The 18065-nt window shown below is 67.4% G+C and carries 11 protein-coding genes and 2 pseudogenes; 6 read left to right on the top strand and 7 right to left on the bottom strand.

Going from position 1 to position 18065, the window contains the following annotated elements:
- Nucleotides 1-32: 32 nt before the first annotated feature.
- On the bottom strand, nt 33-989 hold the full coding sequence (locus ACRVY7_RS10440; RefSeq protein ID WP_049700363.1) for an HpcH/HpaI aldolase/citrate lyase family protein: 957 nt from the start codon (nt 987-989) through the stop codon (nt 33-35).
- A gap of 41 nt (nt 990-1030) precedes the next feature.
- Between ACRVY7_RS10440 and ACRVY7_RS10435 the strand changes: the two genes are divergently transcribed.
- Nucleotides 1031-2317, top strand: a complete 1287-nt coding sequence (locus tag ACRVY7_RS10435) for a lipopolysaccharide biosynthesis protein (protein ID WP_431816994.1) — start codon at nt 1031-1033, stop codon at nt 2315-2317.
- 10 nt (nt 2318-2327) lie between these two features.
- On the opposite strand, the pseudogene pgfA reads toward ACRVY7_RS10435, so the two are convergent.
- Nucleotides 2328-3503, bottom strand: a pseudogene (pgfA, locus tag ACRVY7_RS10430) (cell envelope lipid trafficking protein PgfA); the annotation flags it as partial.
- Nucleotides 3504-3673: 170 nt separating this feature from the next.
- Between pgfA and ACRVY7_RS10425 the strand changes: the two are divergent.
- A pseudogene (locus ACRVY7_RS10425) lies at nt 3674-4747 on the top strand (acyltransferase family protein); the annotation flags it as partial.
- Between the two features lie 14 nt (nt 4748-4761).
- Here the strand turns inward: ACRVY7_RS10425 and ACRVY7_RS10420 are convergent.
- The 3 genes from ACRVY7_RS10420 to ACRVY7_RS10410 form a co-directional block, all read right to left on the bottom strand.
- Complete coding sequence (locus ACRVY7_RS10420) at nt 4762-9264, bottom strand: alpha-(1->3)-arabinofuranosyltransferase (protein WP_431816993.1); 4503 nt, start codon at nt 9262-9264, stop codon at nt 4762-4764.
- Between the two features lie 112 nt (nt 9265-9376).
- The gene (locus ACRVY7_RS10415) at nt 9377-9574 is read right to left on the bottom strand and encodes a DUF2613 domain-containing protein (RefSeq protein WP_005205438.1); all 198 of its coding nucleotides are present in this window, start codon (nt 9572-9574) and stop codon (nt 9377-9379) included.
- A gap of 31 nt (nt 9575-9605) precedes the next feature.
- Nucleotides 9606-10211 carry a universal stress protein gene (locus ACRVY7_RS10410; RefSeq protein WP_431816992.1) on the bottom strand — a complete coding sequence of 202 codons (606 nt, stop codon included), beginning with the start codon at nt 10209-10211 and terminating at the stop codon, nt 9606-9608.
- A gap of 233 nt (nt 10212-10444) precedes the next feature.
- Between ACRVY7_RS10410 and ACRVY7_RS10405 the strand changes: the two genes are divergently transcribed.
- Both ACRVY7_RS10405 and ACRVY7_RS10400 read left to right on the top strand, forming a co-directional pair.
- Nucleotides 10445-11431 carry a glycoside hydrolase family 3 N-terminal domain-containing protein gene (locus ACRVY7_RS10405; protein ID WP_431816991.1) on the top strand — a complete coding sequence of 329 codons (987 nt, stop codon included), beginning with the start codon at nt 10445-10447 and terminating at the stop codon, nt 11429-11431.
- Between the two features lie 90 nt (nt 11432-11521).
- A complete protein-coding gene (locus tag ACRVY7_RS10400; protein WP_049700367.1) occupies nt 11522-12169 on the top strand; it encodes a TetR/AcrR family transcriptional regulator in 648 nt (215 codons plus the stop codon).
- A 120-nt stretch (nt 12170-12289) separates the two neighbouring features.
- Here the strand turns inward: ACRVY7_RS10400 and ACRVY7_RS10395 are convergent, their stop codons facing one another.
- On the bottom strand, nt 12290-13192 hold the full coding sequence (locus tag ACRVY7_RS10395) for a MaoC family dehydratase (RefSeq protein ID WP_049700368.1): 903 nt from the start codon (nt 13190-13192) through the stop codon (nt 12290-12292).
- Nucleotides 13192-14556, bottom strand: coding sequence for a 3-oxoacyl-ACP reductase (locus ACRVY7_RS10390; protein WP_431816990.1), 1365 nt, complete (start codon nt 14554-14556; stop codon nt 13192-13194). The genes ACRVY7_RS10395 and ACRVY7_RS10390 overlap by 1 nt, the downstream gene beginning before the upstream one ends.
- A 161-nt stretch (nt 14557-14717) precedes the next feature.
- Between ACRVY7_RS10390 and ACRVY7_RS10385 the strand changes: the two genes are divergently transcribed.
- Entirely contained in the window at nt 14718-16013 is a 1296-nt protein-coding gene (locus ACRVY7_RS10385) for an acetyl-CoA C-acetyltransferase (RefSeq protein WP_064866406.1), read from the top strand.
- Between the two features lie 239 nt (nt 16014-16252).
- Nucleotides 16253-17956 (top strand): VanW family protein, encoded by a 1704-nt coding sequence (locus ACRVY7_RS10380; RefSeq protein ID WP_431816989.1) that lies wholly within the window; start codon nt 16253-16255, stop codon nt 17954-17956.
- The last annotated feature ends 109 nt before the right edge of the window (nt 17957-18065 follow it).

Raw genomic sequence — 18065 nt, 5'->3', positions numbered from 1 at the left:
GATCTGGGTCCGGTGATCTGAGTCCGGCGAACTCAGTAGTGGTAGGTGTCCGACGGTGCCGACGCGTGGCCGGGATCGACCTCGTACTCCGTGCCGGTCACCCCGTACGCGCGGGCGAGGTCGAGGATCTTGGTCGCGCGGGCGATACGGGGAAGGTCGGAGCCGTTGCGGATCTCGCCGCCGTCGGCCTCGAACTCGGCGAAGAACTCTTTCGCCCAGGTGATCTCGTCGATCGACGGCGTGAGGCCCTCGTTCACCGGAGCGCACTGATCAGGTGTCAGACAGATCTTGCCGGTCATGCCGAATTCGACGCTGACGGCCGTCGCCTCACTGAGCTTGAGCGCACTCGATCCCACCGTGGGGCCGTCGATGGCGCTGGGTAGGTGTGCCGCCTTCGCCGCGATGGTGAACCGCGAGCGCGCGTACGCCAGTGTCATCGGGTTGTCGCCGAAGCCGGTGTCGCGGCGGAAGTCTCCGATACCGAACGCCAGCCGGAAGGTGCCCTTCGCCGACGCGATCTCACTGATGCGTTCGAGCCCGCGTGCCGTCTCGACCAGTGCGACGATCGGCACGTCGGGGAGCCGCTTGGCGGTCTCGGTGACGTGGTCGACTGACTCGACCATCGCGAGCATCACGCCGCCGATCGGGGTCTTCGAGAGCGCCTCGAGGTCGTCGGCCCACCACGGGGTGCCGAAGCCGTTGACACGCACCCAGTCGCCTGCGCCGCCGGGAAGGGGGTTGCCGTCGGGGCCGGTGCCGGGATCGCTGGTCAACCATTGGACGACGTTGTCGCGCGCGGTGAGCTTGTCCTTGGGCGCGACCGCATCCTCGATGTCGAGCACGACGATATCGGCGCGCGACCGCGCAGCGTGTGCGAATCGATTGTGCTGGGCGCCGTTGACCAACAGCCAGCTACGCGCGAGAACCGGGTCGATGCGAAAGCCGACGTCGGTGCTCTCGACGTCGGTCTGCGTGTTCTGGTCATACATCGCTGTCTATCGTTTCACACCGGAGAGGCACACTTGACCACATGGTGCGTTCCCCCGTCGTCGATGCAGTCGGGTGGGTTGCTGTCGGTTCGATGCTCGCGAACGTCTGCTCGTACGCGGTCCATCTCGGTGCTGGTCGCTGGTGGCTGACGCCTGCGGAGTACGGCGAACTGGCCGTGGCGCTCTCGGCACAGTTGGTGCTCACCGTTCCCGCGCTCGCGCTGCAGGCCGTGGTTGCGCGCGAAGTCGTTCACGGCCGCGATGACCTGCGGATACGTACTCTCATCATGCGGTGTGCGCTCGCCGTCGCGGTACTTGCGGTCATCGCCGTACCGGTCGTCTCCGCGGTCGCGTCGACGTCGTGGACACTCACCGCGGCAGGGCTGGCGGCCGCGCCGCTGCTGACCGTCGTCGGCGGTGGTCAGGGTGTGCTGCAGGGGCGTCGACGATTCCGAACGCTCGGGGTCGTCCTTGCGGCGGTCGGGGTGGTGCGCGCTGCTCCGACCATCGCGGCACTGGCCGCGGGTGCCGGACCGGCAGGAGCGCTGCTCGCCGGAGCGGTGGGGACCGCCGTCGCCGCTGCGGTCGTGTGGGGCCTCGCCGGCGCACGCATGCCCGCCGGGAGCACGTCTGGTGCCGGACTGCCGGGTGCTGGCCTGTCGACCGTCGTCCGGGCGTCGCAGGTGCAACTGGTCCTCGTCGTCGCGGTCTCGCTCGACGTGCTGCTCTCGCGCACCGTCCTCGACCCGCGTGATGCGGGCGTCTACGCCTTCGGCGCCATCGCGACGAAAGTGGCCTTCTGGTTGCCACAGGCGGTCGGCGTCGTCTTCTATCCGCAACTCGCCGACCCGGCGTCGTCTGGTCGGTCACTGCGCCAAGCGGTCGGGGTGGTTGCCGCGATCGGGTTGGTGATCACGGTGCTCGGCGCCCTCGCCGGACCACTGCTGCCCACGCTGATCGGCGACGACTATCGGGAGTTGACCGACCTGCTCGGACTGTTCGCCTACACCGGCGCGGCGTTCGCGGTGCTACAGGTGGCCCTGCTCGCGGCCATTGCGCACGACCGCACCCGCATTTCGATCCTCGCCTGGCTCTTCCTTGCCATCGAGGCCGCCGCGATCCTTCTACTCGGGCACAGCGTGATGCGGCTCGCGGTGATCGCCGCTGTCGCCGCGACAGTCTCCGCGGTCACGACGACTCTTGTGGCCCTTCGGGTTTCGCATCAGGCTCCGGATCGTCGTGTGTCCGACGGTGCGGTTGGTCGTCATGCCTCCGACGGCGCGGTCGGTGATCGTCGACCCAGCGCTGCCACCGACCCGGGAACGTGAGCAGGGCACCCGCGATCAGCGCCAGCGCACCGACGATGCCCGCGATCAGTGGCACCACGCGCCCCCAGATGGTGACGGGTCCGGCGAGCGACGCCGCGTCGTCAGCCATCGCGCGCTGCGTCGAGCCGTCGAAGCCGAACGTCGCGCGCAGGTTGGTGAGCGCGACACCCGAGTCTGCGCCACCCGAGTCTGGGCCTTGAGATCCATCAGAACCGGCAACGCGGTATGTCTGTTCGACGTCGACGCGTTCGTCGAGGATCACGCCGGTCGCGGCGTCGACCGAGATGTCCCACTTAGCCCGATGGTGCAGGGTCGCGGTGAATTGTCGGTTCGGGTCACCGTCGGTGATGCCGAACCACGACGCCGGTCGCGTGATGCGCGTGGCCGGGGTGCCCGCCGGGGTTCCGGAGCCGATGGCGGCGAGGTCGGTGTCGGGGATCTCGGCGCGATACCGGATTGCGGTACGGCCGCCCACCTGCGACTCCCCGGCGTCGACGAGCGGGACCGTTCGACGCGTGGTGACGTCGAAGTAGCGGGCGCCCGACGTCGGCGGATCGAAGGGCAGCACGTAGGTGTAGCCACGACGATCCGACGCCTGGACCGGCGCGGAGTTGCTGTCGTACTGAATCTCGGAGTTGCCCCGCGTTCCGCCGACGGCCCCGAGGTCGGGCAGCGCCGAGCGACGGTTCAGCGTGACGCGGTCCCGGACAGCCGACACCGTCGGGGAGGTGCACGCGTCGGCACCCTCGGTGGGCGCGACCTCGCTGCCCGGTCGAGCGGCGTCGGACTCGGATTCCCTGCCGTCGAGCCAGATGCGATCGGCCTGCACCGATGCGCCGGCCTGCAGCGTGACCCGTCGTGCATCGGCGGGACGCACCGCCACCACGCGCTGCTGGCGCACGAGCGTCGCGTCGAGGACACGTGCGCGCGGTGTGTTCAGCGAGCAGCGGTCGAGGATCTGCGCGTGCTCGTCGTCGGACATTCCGGCCGTCGACACCGTTGTCTGATCGGTGCTGAGCGGGATGGTGCGGAGGCGATCGACGAACAGCGTCGGCAACGCGATGGTCACCGCGATCAGGAATGCGCCGAGAAAGATGAGGGTCGGGCCGATGAGATCGGCCGTGCTGAATCGGCTCGCGGTGGGGGCGCCCGGGGTGGGTGAACTCGGGGTCCGGGCCTGCGACATGGGCACGACACTACTGTTCGGGTGCTGTTCGCCTGTCGGGTGCCGGTTCGGTGGCCGCATACGCGTCGTGCGAAGGTCCGTATCCTGGGCTGGTGCCAGAGCCATCGACGACGCAGATCACCTCGTCGTCGAGTGGCCCGGCGCGCAGATTCTTTCCGCAACTCGAGGGCATGCGTGCGGTTGCTGCACTCGGGGTGCTCACCACGCACGTCGCCTTCCAGACGGGTGCCGTCGCGCTTCCCGTGATCGGCCCGATCCTGGGCAGACTCGATCTCGCCGTCGCACTGTTCTTCGCGCTGTCGGGGTTTCTGCTGTGGCGGCCGTGGGTCGCGAGCGCGCACGGCTGGTCGGGTGCGGGCCGGTCGGATCGCGCGGCGCACCCGCCGATACATCGCTACCTGCGCCACCGGGTGGTGCGCATCTGGCCCGCCTACCTCGTCGTCGTGGTCGTCGTGTTGACTCTGCTGCCCGAGGCGCAGGGCGCCGACGCGACGGTGTGGTTCGCCAATCTGACGCTCACGCAGGTGTTTGTCCCGCTGTCGCTGACCGCGGGCCTGACCCAGATGTGGAGTCTCTCGGTCGAGGTCGCGTTCTACCTGCTCCTACCGATCCTGGGATTCGCGTTGTTCGCACTGCGCGGCCGCAGCGTGTCCGCCCGCATCCCGGTGCTGGTCGCGCTCGGCGCGGTGAGCCTGACCTGGGGATGGATCGCCGAACTCCTTCCGACACCCGACGGCGTCGAACCGACGAACTGGGTGGTCGGGCATCTTCCGTGGTTCATCGCTGGATTGGTGCTCGCCGAGGTGGCGGGTGCCGACGAACTGGGCCAGCCGACTCGCTTCACCCGGGTTGTCGCCGCGGTCGGCGCACGACGCAGACTGATGCTCGTCGTGTTCGTCGTCGCGTATGGACTGGCGTGCACACCTCTCGCGGGACCGACGGGACTCGGAGATCTCGAGCCTACGCAGTTCGCCGTGAAGACCACGCTGGGGGCGATCTGCGGTTTCACGCTGCTCGCGCCGCTGATCTGTTCGGATGGTCGGGCGGGGGTGCTGTCCCGGCTGTCCGACCGACCGTTCCCGTTCCTGACCTCGCCGGGGATGCTCGCGCTCGGGCGGTGGTCGTACGGCATCTTCATCTGGCATGTGGCCGTGCTCGCCGTGGTGTTCGGGCTGTTCGGGATCGTCCCGTTCACCGGCCACACCGCGGTGGTCTGGATCATCACCGCGGTTCTCAGTATTGGGATCTCGGCGGCGAGTTACGCGTTCGTCGAGGAGCCGTCGCGCAACTGGCTGCGCTCTCGGGAAGCGCGGCGTCGAGGAGCAACACCTATCCAGCGGGAGAGCACGTCTCGCCAGGGCTCCGGCACAGCAGAGACAAGTACCGACCAGACGGTGCTCGCGACCGCGACAAACGCGGGAAGCTGAACCCACCACGCGAATCCGTTGTACCCGGACTCGGCATGCCACGGAGCCGCCGCGAGTCCGATGGTCGCCGCCAGCATCGCGACAAAGGTCAGTACCACACGGGCTTTCGGATTCAGTGCCGCAACGGTTGCGCCGACGACCACGGAGATCGCTAGGCCCCACCATCCCGTCAGCAGCCAGGACGCGGCCAGCCAGCCGACACCGGCGCACGCCACCATGGATATCGACGCCTCGCCGGTCGGCTCGGGCGCCGTGTCGGGGTCTCGTCGAGTGCGAATCGGCCATAGGGCAAGCGCGAAAAGCAGTGCGAGTAAGACGAATCCGACGAGCAGCGCCCAGCGGTACGGAGTGTCGTAGCGGAACTCGAGAGCGACGGTTCCCGACGCTCCGGCCGGAACCTCCCACCCCTGCTGCCAGCCGTTCACGACGACCGGCCGCAACTCGGTACCTCCTGACCCAGCGCTTCCTGACCCGGTGCCCCCCAGGCGCGCAACCCATCCGGGATTCTCGCTCTCGGGAACGACGAGGAGCCGCGCGGCGTCCGCGGCGTCGACCTGTACCGAACGCGACGTCGACGACCACGTGAGGACGCGCGGCATCTCGCTTGAATGTGGCTGTGTAGCAGTGCTGTTCGACGACGCTGGTGTGCCATAGCCGCCGCCGGCGTCGAGTCCGACGGTGTTGACAGTGAAAGCGTTGCCGGGATTCGCCGACAGTTCCTGCTCGCCCGCACCGAGACGCATGGTCGGCGTGCAGGGAGTCGCGATCACCGGTTCGCCCCGGCGAAGTGCTCCGGCGGTGGTCTGGATCTTCATTCCGGTTACCTGACCTGACACCGTGATTCCCACGCCGCCGTCGCATCCGACGGAGATCGGGCGTTCGTCGTCGAGCGGGGGTGCTTGCGGGGCGGGTTCCACCAACACCTCGGCTATCCCTGTCGGTGCGACGCTGGTGAACCCAAGGCTGTTGACGTCGATGAGGTCTCGTCGTGCAAGCACTGTCAGCGAAATACGGTCGGTGACTGCGGGATTGAGCTCGACGACGCCGTCACTTCCGACCGTGCGTTCCTGTGGGCCGGTTCCGAGGTCGACCGACACGCGTGTCGGTGCCGCGGGATAGTCGCGCGGAAGCACGAGGCGCAGACGATCGACGCGTTGCGGCGTGGGCAGCGAAATGTCGAGTCGGGGGCGGGACTTTCGGCCGGGTTTGCCATCGTCCTTGTCATCGTCGCGTGCGGTCCACACGGTTGTCGGGTCGCCGTCGACCGCGGCCTGCGCGGAGCCTCTCGTGTCCGACACCGACGACGGCCCACGTGCTGTCACGGTTCCCGGACGAGCAAGTAGCGCGTTGAGTGCGTCGCCCGGTTTCGGCCTGAGCACCATCACGGGTGCGACGGTCGTCGGCTGCGGCACCGACAGCGCGCGCGTCATGACCCCGGGCGTCTCGGGTGAGAGGCCGAGTCCGCCAGCGCATCTCACGACATCGGTAGCGGGGTCACCCGGGGTGTTGTCGAGCAGGCAGCTCGAGCGGCCCGAGAGTTCTTGGGAGAGGACCCAACTCGATACCTTCGTATCCGACTGCAGTGTCGGCAGCACCACGCGGTGGCGAATGGTGAGCGGTATGCCCGACGAGAGGTCGGTGAGTGCCACCTCGCCGAGCGCGAACTGGTTTCCGGCAGAGCCATTCTCGGTACTGATGGCGCGGATCTGAATCCAGCGGGTCGGGCCGCTGGGCACGGTCACCGTCACCGGGTTGTTCGGCTCGACACCCTGCGCGACGGTCGTGCCCGCCTCGGTGGTGACCAGAATCGACGACACGTCCTCGCCGAGCGCCTTCGCGGTGGTGAGCCGGACGGCGAGATCGCTCCGCGGACGGGTGAAATCGATGCGCATCCACTGCCCGACCGCAGACGACAGCCCGCTGCTTGCCCATGCCGTCGACGCGTCGCCGTCGAACGCGGCGGCAGGCGAGCTCGCGGGCGACGTCTGGCCCGGCTGGGTGGCGTCCGACGCCGAGCCCGACGTCGAGACCGATACCTCGCCGGGCGCGTTGTCGAGAAGCCACTGTCCCTCGACGAGGGGCTGGCCGTCGACCGGGTAGTCGGGCGCGGCGTTCTGGGTTCGGCGTGCATCGCCGGGTGCCCGGATGGCAGAGCTGTGGTCGTCGACGCGGCCGAAGTCGGTTTCGCGATCGGCGGGGGTGTCGGTGACCACGAGCGGGGCATTTCCCAGACCGGCGCGGACGGCGTCGGATTCGAGGAGCGACGGGCCGAGCGGGGCCATGCCGAGTCGCGCACGCAGATCTTGCACCGCGGCAATCGATTCCGGGCCGCCCGAGATACGGGTTGCGGTCGAGGTGTCCGTCAGTACCGGACCGGTGCCCGGGAATGACGCGACGTCGGAGTTACTGCTGTGGTCGACCGCGAAGATCTGAATGGCGGGCATGTCGGGTCGTAACCCGTTGTCTCGCACAACACCTCGCGCCGATGGTGGGCCGACCCGCGGGCCGAACGTCGCGACACGGCGGAGACCCGGGGAGCCCGTGAGCGTCTGTTGGGCTAGCAGTGGGCGGGCCGACCGTGATGTCTCCGGGTCGAGATCGGCTCGTAGAACGACGAAGTCGATGCCCTGACCGGCGAGTGTCGCGGCAAGTCCTGGCGAGGGGCGCCCGGCTGCGATGTCGCGTTGCACGGAGTCCATGGCGCGGATCGCCCCCGGCGGTGTCAGGGGTATCGCATCGCGTACCGCCCACGGCGTCGTCGACAGCGGTTGGAGCGGTTCGTCGCGGGTGAGTCCCCAGAGCTGATCGGCGAACGGGGCACCGGGCACCACGAGCGCCCGACCGGGATGTGCTGCGTTGTTGTTGTTGCCGTCTGGGTCATCTCCGTCGGCATGGTCGCGCAGCCAGTCGGCGGTTTGCTGCCAGTATCCGGGGATCGCGCGGTAGGTGCCGTCCGGGGCCAACTGCCCGGTCCACACCAGCGAGCCCGCACCGATCAGGGCGACGACGAGGACCATGGTCGCGGCGACCGGACGCGAACGCTCGGGATGGGCGAACGCGGAGAACGTCTCCCGCGCCGACGCCGTGCTCGGAAGTGGCACGCGGGCGAGAAGATGCGCGAACCCGAGGACCAGCGGGATTCTGATGAACGGCTCGAACTTGTGGATGTTGCGGAGGAAGGCGCCGGGACCGTCGAGGAAGGCGCGGATCGGTTCGGCGATCGGCGACCCCAGGCCGCCCGCGTAGCCCACGCACATCAGGACGAGGCCGACGACGAGGATGGTGACCCAGCGTCCTCGAAACGGCATGCGGCGCATGCACAGTCCGGCAAGTCCCGCTGCCGCCAGTGTCCCGGTGGCGAGTACCGCCGCGGGTTGCGTCGTCAGCACGGCACCCGCCACGCGCTCGGGCGAGACGAACGGCGTCCACGAGCTGGTCCCGCGCAGCACCTCCGTGAGCGACGTCCATTCCGTTGTCACACGCGAGGATTCGATGAAGTCGAGGAACGGGGGCGACACGCGCGACAGGATCAGCAGCGGCACCACCCACCACGCACACGCGAGCACCAGCGCGCCCGCCCACGCGACGCCGAACCGCAGGCCACGGCGAGTGGTCTCGACTCGGGTGCTCGCTTCGCTCGCGCCCGGCTCGACCAGCGGGTGGGCCTTCCCGCTGATTGAGCGCCCCCGCCCGCTGATTGAGCCCCGACCGCTGATTGAGCTTGTCGAAATCACCCACCACACCACGGCGACGCCGAGCGCGGCGAGGGTGGCCACGGCGTTCACCGCACCCATCAGCGCCACCGCGACCGCCGACCGGCACGCGTCGCGCCACAGCGGGTACGGCGACGGCCGATCGGCGTCGAGCGCCCGCACCACCGGGATCAACACCCACGGTGCGAGCATCATCGGCAGTGTCTCCGACGAGATCGAGCCAAGCGTCGTCAACACTCGTGGGCTCAACACAAAGACCAGTGCGGCCAGAAGCCGGGAACCCGGTGAGCCGACCCGCAGCAGTTCGGCGAGACGCACGATTCCCACGAATCCGACGGTCAGCAGGATGGCCCACCACAGACGCTGGGTGATCCACGGAGGAATGTGCGCCAACTCGCCGACGGCAAAGAACGCGCCATGCGGGAAGAAGTAGCCGTACGCCTGATTCTGTACCTGGCCCATCGGAGCGGTCGACGTCCACAGATGAGCGGCCCGTGCCAGGAAGCCGAGAGGGTCGGCGGTGAGGTCGAGTTTGGTGTCGGCGGAGATGCGCCCGGGCGACTGCAGCAGGCTGACGATCAGCGCGACACCGAAGACGATGCCGACGCCGCGTCGACTCATTGTCCGATCCGCCGAGTGGGCTTCACGAGCCGAGCGGGCCTTACCAGCCGAGCGGTCGGGGGACCTCAGATGCCGCGTGATTCGATGCGAGATTGTCCGATGCGAGGTGCGCTCACTTGTCGTCGGCGTTCTGGCGTGAGCCGTAGTCGACGGACCCCTGCACGAAACCGCTGTTGGGGTTGATGTTGTTGACATCGGTCGACGGGCTGTTCTCCGACGCGATCGCTCCGCCGAGGAATACCGCACCCAGGCCGACGATGATGCCGGCGATACCAGCCACGGCTCCGGCGATCAGTCGGTTGTTGCGCATGCGGACGAAACTACCATTTCGCCGGTCGACTTCAGACGGTGATCTCCGGGCGTGGCTCCGACTCGCACTTGGCGGGGACTATGAAGACCGGACGGTGACAGTGCTTGAGGACGCGTTCCGCCACGGACGATCGAAGAAGAGCCTTGAAACCGGTGGCGCCGCGAGTCCCCGTCACCAGCAGGTCGGCATCCAACGAGTCCGCAGCCGCGATGAGCGCCGACCAGACCGTCGAATCCGCTTCGACCAGTGTTCCCGTGGCATCCAGGCCCCACTCGGTCGCGAGTGCGACGCCGCGCGCATTGGTCTCGGTTGCCTCCCGCTCGAGCGCCTCGTCGACTTCGATTTCTGCCCTTGTGTCCAGGTACGGCTGCATCCCGGCCGCCAGCGACGAGACCCGGGGAGCGCTCATGGCCCCGGGTTCCCACGCGGTTACGACGTGCGCGACGCGTGCCTGGAGGAAACGTGCTGCGTATCGGATGGCGCGATCGGCATTGGGCGATCCGTCGTATGCGATCAGAAGAGTCTGGCCGGGACGGGAGTTCTCGTGCTGGGTCTTTTCGCGCTGGTCAGCGCCACCGGGGCCATGTGGGCCGGTGGGGGAGGGTGACGACCCCGCAGCCATGGGGGAATCGTACATGCCAGACTCGGTACATGCGCCTTGATCGACGACGTTTCACAGGTGTCCGGACGGCTGGTGTGGTGCTCGCTGTCGCTGCAACGCTGACGGCATGCCAGACCGGCTCGTCCGGTGGTGGATCGTCGGTGACGTCGGCGTACGCCTCGACTCCCTCATCGCAGAGCGTCGCCTCGTCATCCGCGGCGTCGCCTGCAGTGGCACCTAACGCGTGTGGGGCGCCCGAGCTTTCGCGAATGACGTTGCGACAGAAGCTCGCTCAGCTCATCGTCGTCGGCGTCACGGGAACTGCCGACGCCACGCAGGTGGTGCAACGTGAGCACATCGGCGGCATCTTCGTCGGAAGCTGGACCGACAAGTCGATCCTGACCAGCGGTGCAGCCGCCCGGCTCTCGCGCTCGCAGCCATTCCCGTTGATGGTGACCGTCGACCAGGAGGGCGGCCGCGTGTCGCGGCTGTCGTCGCTCGGCATCGACAGCCCGTCGGCGCGCGAGCTGGCTCAGACCAAGACGCCGGCCCAGGTGCGCACCCTTGCGGCGTCGATCGGCGGTCAGCTCAAGCGGCTCGGTATCACCGTCGACTTCGCGCCCGACGCCGATGTGAGCGACGAGAGCGCCGACGAGGTGATCGGCGATCGCTCGTTCAGCAACGATCCCCAGGTCGTCACCCAGTACGCGGGCGCCTTCGCCGCGGGACTCGAGGACGCGGGCATCATGCCGGTCTACAAGCACTTCCCCGGCCACGGCCACGGCTCGGGCGACTCGCACTCCGGGGTGGTGCGCACACCGCCGCTGTCGTCACTGATCACCAGCGACCTCGTGCCGTACAAGACGCTTCTGCGCAACCCCGGCAACGCGGGTGTGATGGTCGGGCACCTGATCGTGCCGGGACTCACCGGACCCGAGACGCCCGCGAGTATCAGTGCCCGTGCGATGACCATGCTGCGAACGGGCAAGCCCTACGGGGGTCCCGCGTTCAACGGAGTCGTGTTCTCCGACGACCTGTCGGGTATGGCCGCCATCAGCCAGCGCTATCCGATCGAGCAGGCCGCGCTGATGTCCATCAAGGCCGGTGGCGACATCGCGCTCTGGATCACCACCGACCGCGTCTCGTCGGTGCTCGACTCGATGCAGAGCGCGGTGACCGCCGGCACGCTCACGCAGGCTCGCGTCGACCGGTCCGTCGTGCGAATCCTGCGCGCGAAGGGCGTACTGCGCTGCTGAGAGTGGCGGTTGTTCCGCCGCGCAAACTTACTCACTGGTAAAATTAGTGGGTAACCCAACATGTGCAGTGCCGCAAAGAGGAGATGAGTGATGGCAGGCGGAACCAAGCGTCTCCCGCGCGCGGTTCGCGAGCAACAGATGCTCGACGCCGCGGTGAAGGTGTTCTCGGAGAACGGGTTCCGCGAGACCTCGATGGACTCGATTGCGGCAGAAGCGCAAATCAGCAAGCCGATGCTCTACCTGTACTACGGCTCCAAGGACGAACTCTTCAGTGCGTGCATCGCGCGTGAGTCCGGAAGATTCATCGACGCGATGGCGATCGGCTTCGATCCCACCCTGCGACAGCGTGATCAGGCCCGCACGGTGGTCCGTGAGTTCCTGGGATACGTCGACCAGCACCGCCAGTCGTGGAAGGTGCTCTACCGCGTCGCCATCGGCACGGCCAACTTCGCGCAGATCGTGCGGGACAGTCGCGATCGTGTCACCGACATGGTCGCCGAACTGATCCGCCGCGGGACAACTGTGGAGGGCGCGAGCGATATCGATTTCGAACTCACCGCGGTGGCACTCGTCGGTGCAGGTGAGGCTGTCGCCGACCGCATCTCGGAGGGCGACGTCGATATCGATACGGCCACCGACCTTCTCGTCGGCATCACCTGGCGTGGCCTGAAGGGTGTCGGGCGCGGCACCGTGGCCGGCGGGAGCGTCGACGCCGAGGACTCCGGCGCGCAGGCCTGACCGCCACGCGCGCACGCTGTTTCAGGCGCCGATACACAAGAGCCGATGCACATAGAACACAACACCGCCGCCCGCACTTCGTAGAGTGCGGGCGGCGGTGTCGTGTCGGGTGGGCGCTGCTCAGGCGTCTCGCGTGGTGGCGGTCAGGTACGGATATCCCTTGCGCCGGTTGAGAATTGCGATGTCGAAGTTGCCGGACGATTTCCCGCCGACCCCGTCGATGCGTCGAACATAGAGGTTGACCTTCGCCGGAAGCAGGATCGGCTTGCCCCACTTCACCGCGTAGGTGACGTGGTCTGGCAGCTGTGGCTCGACGTTGGCGATTGCCGCTGCGGCACTCCACATTCCGTGCGCGATGGCCTTGGGGAAGCCGAAAGCCTTGGCGCTCAGGTCGCTCATGTGGATCGGGTTGCGGTCGCCCGATGCCGCGGCGTACTCGCGGATGCGGCCGAGATCAACCGACAGGATCGCGTTCGGCGGTGGCGGAGCCTGCTCACGCGGCGCGGGGCCGCGAGGTTCGTCGGACAGGCTGGTGCGCTGCTGCGAGAGAAACGTCGCCACCTGGCGTGTGACCGGCTCGGTGCCGACGCTGAACTCCGACACCATGTCGACGAGAATGCCCTTGCGGTGTTCGCGCAGATTCTCGGCATGCGTCTCGATGGTCAGCGGCTCGTCGACGCCGATCGGACGGAACCGCTCGACGGTGTTCTCCAGATGCACCGAACCGACTGCGCCGAAAGGGAAGTCGCCGTCGGTCATGATCTTCATCGCGAGCGGGAACTGCAGGACGAACGGGTACGTGATCGGCAGCACCGGACCGAACTGCTGGCCGGTCGCGAGGGTGTACGCCTGCAGTCGGTCGGGGTCGACACGCACGTTCTCGAGGCGATACCGCCTGTCCGGTAGCGGAGTATCGGGACGCACCGGTCCCGACTTGCCGATCACCGGGAGCATCGCGGTGACAGCCTTCGAGTACACGTCGAGCGTGCTCGGCGGGCCGTCGAGTGTGATCGTCTTGCTCATCAGGCCCCCAGGAATCCCTGGCCGCAGACGCGAACCACGTTGCCGGTGATGGCATTGCTCGCCGGGTTGGCGAAGTAGGCGACGGTCTCCGCGACGTCGACGGTCTGGCCACCCTGCTGCAGCGAGCTCATCAGGCGGCCGGCCTCACGGGTGGCGAGCGGAATCGCGGCGGTCATCTTGGTCTCGATGAAGCCCGGCGCCACCGCGTTGATGGTGATGCCCTTCTTCTTGAGGATCGGCGAGTACGCGTCGACGAGGCCGATGACACCGGCCTTCGACGCGCCGTAGTTGGTCTGGCCGCGGTTGCCCGCGATACCCGCGATGGAGCTGACGTCGACGACCGCACCGCCCGAGCGCAACGCATCCTTCTCGACGAGCGCGTTGACAAGTGACTGCGGCGCAACGAGATTGACCGAGATCACCGAGTTCCAGCGGCCGTCGTCCATGTTGGCGAGCAGCTTGTCGCGGGTGATTCCGGCGTTGTTGACGATGATGTCGATGCCGCCGTGACGCTCGAGTGCGTGCTCGGCGAGCTTGCTGCCCGCGTCGGGTGCGCTCACGTCGAGCGGGAATGCCGTTCCGTTGACCTTGTTCGCGGTCTCGGCGAGTGCTTCACCGGCGGCGGGGATGTCGGCGCAGATGACGTGGGCGCCGTCGCGCGCGAGCACCTCTGCGATGGTCGCGCCGATGCCGCGTGCCGCTCCGGTGACAACCGCGACCTTGCCGTCGAGCGGCTTGTCCCAGTTCGACGGTGCAACCGAATCGTCTTCGTCGACGCGGATCACCTGGGCGTCGACGAACGCCGACTTGGCCGAGAGCACGAAGCGCAGCGTCGACTCGAGTCCTGTCACACCGGTCTTGGCGTCGGGGGAGACGTAGACGAGCTGAACGGTCGAACCCTTCAGCAGTTCCTTGCCGAGCGAGCGTGTGAAGCCCTCGAGCGCGCGCTGGGCGACATGCTCGTCGGGGTCGTCGATCAGCTCGGGCGTGGTGCCGAGTACGACGAATCGCGCGCAGGCCGCCGTCGAGCGCATGACCGGCTGGAAGAACTCGTACAGCGCGCTGAGATCGGCTGCCTTCTTGATGCCCGTCGCGTCGAAGACCAGGCCGCCGTACTTGTCGGCGCTGCGACCCGTGGTCGCGTTGTGGATCAGGGTGTAGTCAGGAGTGGAGAGGATCTCGCGGATCGGCTCGACGAGTCGGCCGTTGCCGCCGAGTAGCACCGGGCCCGGAAGCGGCGGCTCCGACGGCTTGTACCGACGCAGGGTCGGGGGCACCGGGAGTCCTGCCTGCTTGGCAATGAACGATCCGGGGCCGGAATGGACAAAACTCGAATACAGACCGGCGGTTCCGTTGGAAGCCACGTGAATCTCCTCTGATCGTGATGTGCGGCTCATGTGCAGGTGAATCGATGAGTCGGTTGTCGGGTAGTCGACGGACCCGGGGTCCGAAGCAGTTCGACAACTAACTTACTCTGGAGTAAGAATACGCTATAAGTGTCAACCCTCATCCCTGGGAGATCCAAGTGGCTTACACACCCAAGACTCGCGACGAGCGTCCGGTCGCGATCCTCGGCGGCAACCGCATTCCGTTCGCGCGTCAGGACAAGGCATACGCCAAGGTCGGCAACCAAGACATGTTCACCGCGGCCCTCGATGGCCTGGTCGGCCGCTTCAACCTCCAGGGTGAACGCCTCGGCATGGTCGCGGGCGGAGCGGTCCTCAAGCACTCTCGTGATTTCAATCTCATCCGCGAATGCGTGCTCGGCTCGCCGCTCTCGCCGTACACCCCCGCCTTCGACATCCAGCAGGCGTGCGGCACCGGTCTGCAGGCGATCACCGCTGTCGCGGACGGCATCGCACGCGGACGTTACGACGTCGCCGTCGGTGGCGGCGTCGACACCACGTCCGACGCCCCGATCGGTGTCTCCGAGGACCTTCGTCTGTCGCTGCTCGAGGTCAACCGTGCGCGGTCGCCCAAGGACCAGGTGCTCGGGATTCTGAAGGCGCTGCCCAACCTGGGTATCGAGATCCCCAAGAACGGCGAGCCGCGCACCGGCATGTCGATGGGCGAGCACGCGGCCATCACCGCCAAGGAATTCGGCATCAAGCGCGCCGACCAGGACGAACTGGCCGCGGCGAGCCACCAGAAGATGGCAGCCGCGTACGACGCGGGCTTCTTCGACGACCTCATCACCCCGTACCAGGGCCTGATCCGCGACCAGAACCTGCGCGGCGACTCGACCGTCGAGAAGCTCGCCAAGCTCAAGCCGGTCTTCGGTGTCTCGCTGGGCGATGCCACGATGACCGCGGGTAACTCGACGCCGCTCACCGACGGTGCGTCGACCGTGCTGCTGTCGTCCGACGAGTGGGCACAGGAGAAGGGCCTGCCTGTGCTGGCCTACTTCGTCGACTCCGAGACCGCGGCCGTCGACTACGTCAACGGTCCCGACGGACTGCTGATGGCTCCCACCTACGCGATCCCGCGTCTGCTCAAGCGCAACGGACTGACGCTGCAGGACTTCGACTTCTACGAGATCCACGAGGCGTTCGCGTCGGTCGTGCTCGCGACGCTGCAGGCGTTCGAGAGCGAGGAGTACTGCAAGGAGCGCCTCGGGCTCGACTCCGCGCTCGGCTCGATCGACCGCAGCAAGCTCAACGTCAACGGCTCCTCGCTGGCTGCGGGCCATCCGTTCGCGGCGACCGGTGGTCGGATCGTGGCTCAGGCCGCCAAGCAGATCAAGGCCAACGGTGGCGGTCGTGCACTCATCTCGATCTGTGCCGCGGGCGGCCAGGGCGTCACCGCGATCATCGAGGGCTGAGTTCTTCCCCCGATTGATCGAGTCTCCCTCCCGTCAGATTCGTCAAAGGTTTTCCAACCGAGATGTAACGAATCGGAATGCAGGGTAGATATACGTGTTAGCTCCGGTTGAGCTGTCAGACCCCCGACCCGACAGCTCATCCGGAGCGCCTGCTTTTCCCAGGTCAAATGCTCTCATCTGCAGCGTGAGACCTGATGGAGTCAGCGGAGCCCACCTCGCCCGCGTCTGAAATGTCCTGTATGACTGACAAAGTGTTCCCCGCCTCCGCACGTCGACGACGTATGGGGGCGCGGCTGATCACGGGTGTGGTGCTTCTCACATCGCTGGTTTTGGCCGTCGATCTGGTCGTCACGAACTCACATTCGGCGCGTGGCGCGACCACAGCGGGCCTCGACGTCGGCAACCTCTCACGCACGCAGTTGACCCCGTCGCTCACGCAATTACAGAAGCGAGCCGCGCAGCCCGTCACCGTCAGGACCCCGTCGGGAACCGCGGTGGTGGCGCCGCACGAACTCGGACTCACCTTCGACGCCGATGCGACCGCCGAGCGTCTGATGCGGCAACCGCGCAGCCTCTTCGACCGCGTGGCGTCGTTGTTCGGACGCACACGCGACGTCGAACCGGTCGTCAACGTCGATCGGACGCGCTTGAACGCGACGCTCGATGCACGCAAGGCCGATCTGGAGAAGGCCGCCGTCGAGGGTGGTGTTCGTTACCGCGGTGCCACTCCGGTCGCGGAGATGCCGAGCAAGGGTCTCCGCGTCGTGCGCGAGCGTGCTGCCGACGAGTTGGCCGACCACTGGCTCGACGACACCGGTCCGATCGATCTCCCCATGGAGCCGTTCTCGCCGACGGTGTCGGCCGATACGGTGCGTCGAACGGTCGACGGCCCGGCCACCCGCGCGACGTCGGCGTCGCTGGCCGTCACTGGAACCGACGGGGCGCGGACGCGGTTGAGCCCCGACGATCTGGGCGCGGTGCTGCGCTTTGTGGCCGACGGTCGCGGTGGACTCGTTGTCCGCGCCGACGAGAAGGCGGTGTCGAAACGTGTGGGCGCAGATCTGGGCCGTACCGAGCGAGCACCCGTCAGCGCGACGTTCCGGTTGAGCGGCGGCAGCCCGCAGGTCGTGCCCGCCCGCGACGGCGCACGGATCGACTGGCGAAAGACGACACAGACCATCGTCGACGCCGCGCTGGCCGACGATCGGCCCGACACGGTGAGCGCCACCTACCAGGTGCGCACACCGAAGGTGACGACCGACAAGGCCAAGAGTCTCGGTGTGAAGGAAGTGGTCTCGGAGTTCACCACGGGCGGCTTCTCGTCGGCGTCCGGCGAGAACATCAGGCTGGTGGCCGAGCAGGTCGACGGTGCCGTGGTGCTGCCCGGCGAGACGTTCTCGCTCAATTCCTACACCGGACCACGCGGTGAGGCGCAGGGCTACGTGACGTCGACGATCATCGATCACGGCAGGCCGTCGAAGGCGGTCGGCGGTGGGATTTCGCAGTTCGCGACGACGCTGTACAACGCGTCGTACTTCGCAGGCCTCGAAGACGTCGACCACACCGAGCACAGCTACTATATCTCGCGTTATCCGGAGGCGCGTGAGGCGACGGTCTTCGAAGGCGCGATCGATCTCGTCTTCCGAAACAACACCCGCCACGGAATCCTGATCGAGACCGGCTGGACGACCTCGGGTGTGACCGTACGCATGTGGAGCACCAAGACGGTCGACGTCGAGTCGATCACCGGCGACCGCTACGCCTACACCTCGCCCTCGGTGGTGGAGTTGCCGCGCGGCGACGACTGCTTGGCCGACAACGGGATTCGTGGCTTCACGACGTCGAACACGCGGGTCATCTCCGACGCCGCCACCGGCGCCGAGATCAGCAGGCACACCCGCACGGTGAAGTACGACCCCGAGCCGATCGTCCGCTGCGTCTGACCGTCGACCGTGCGCTCGAGACTGCCGACTGGGCGCTCGAGACTGCCGACTGGGCGCTCGAGACCGTCGACTGTGCGCTCGGGAGCGTCGACTGGGCATCTCGCGCCAG

This window comes from Gordonia jacobaea (assembly GCF_965344965.1).
Lineage (GTDB): Bacteria > Actinomycetota > Actinomycetes > Mycobacteriales > Mycobacteriaceae > Gordonia > Gordonia jacobaea.
The sequence above is the reverse complement of the archived record's forward strand: the minus strand, read 5'-3'. Positions and strand labels throughout refer to the sequence as shown.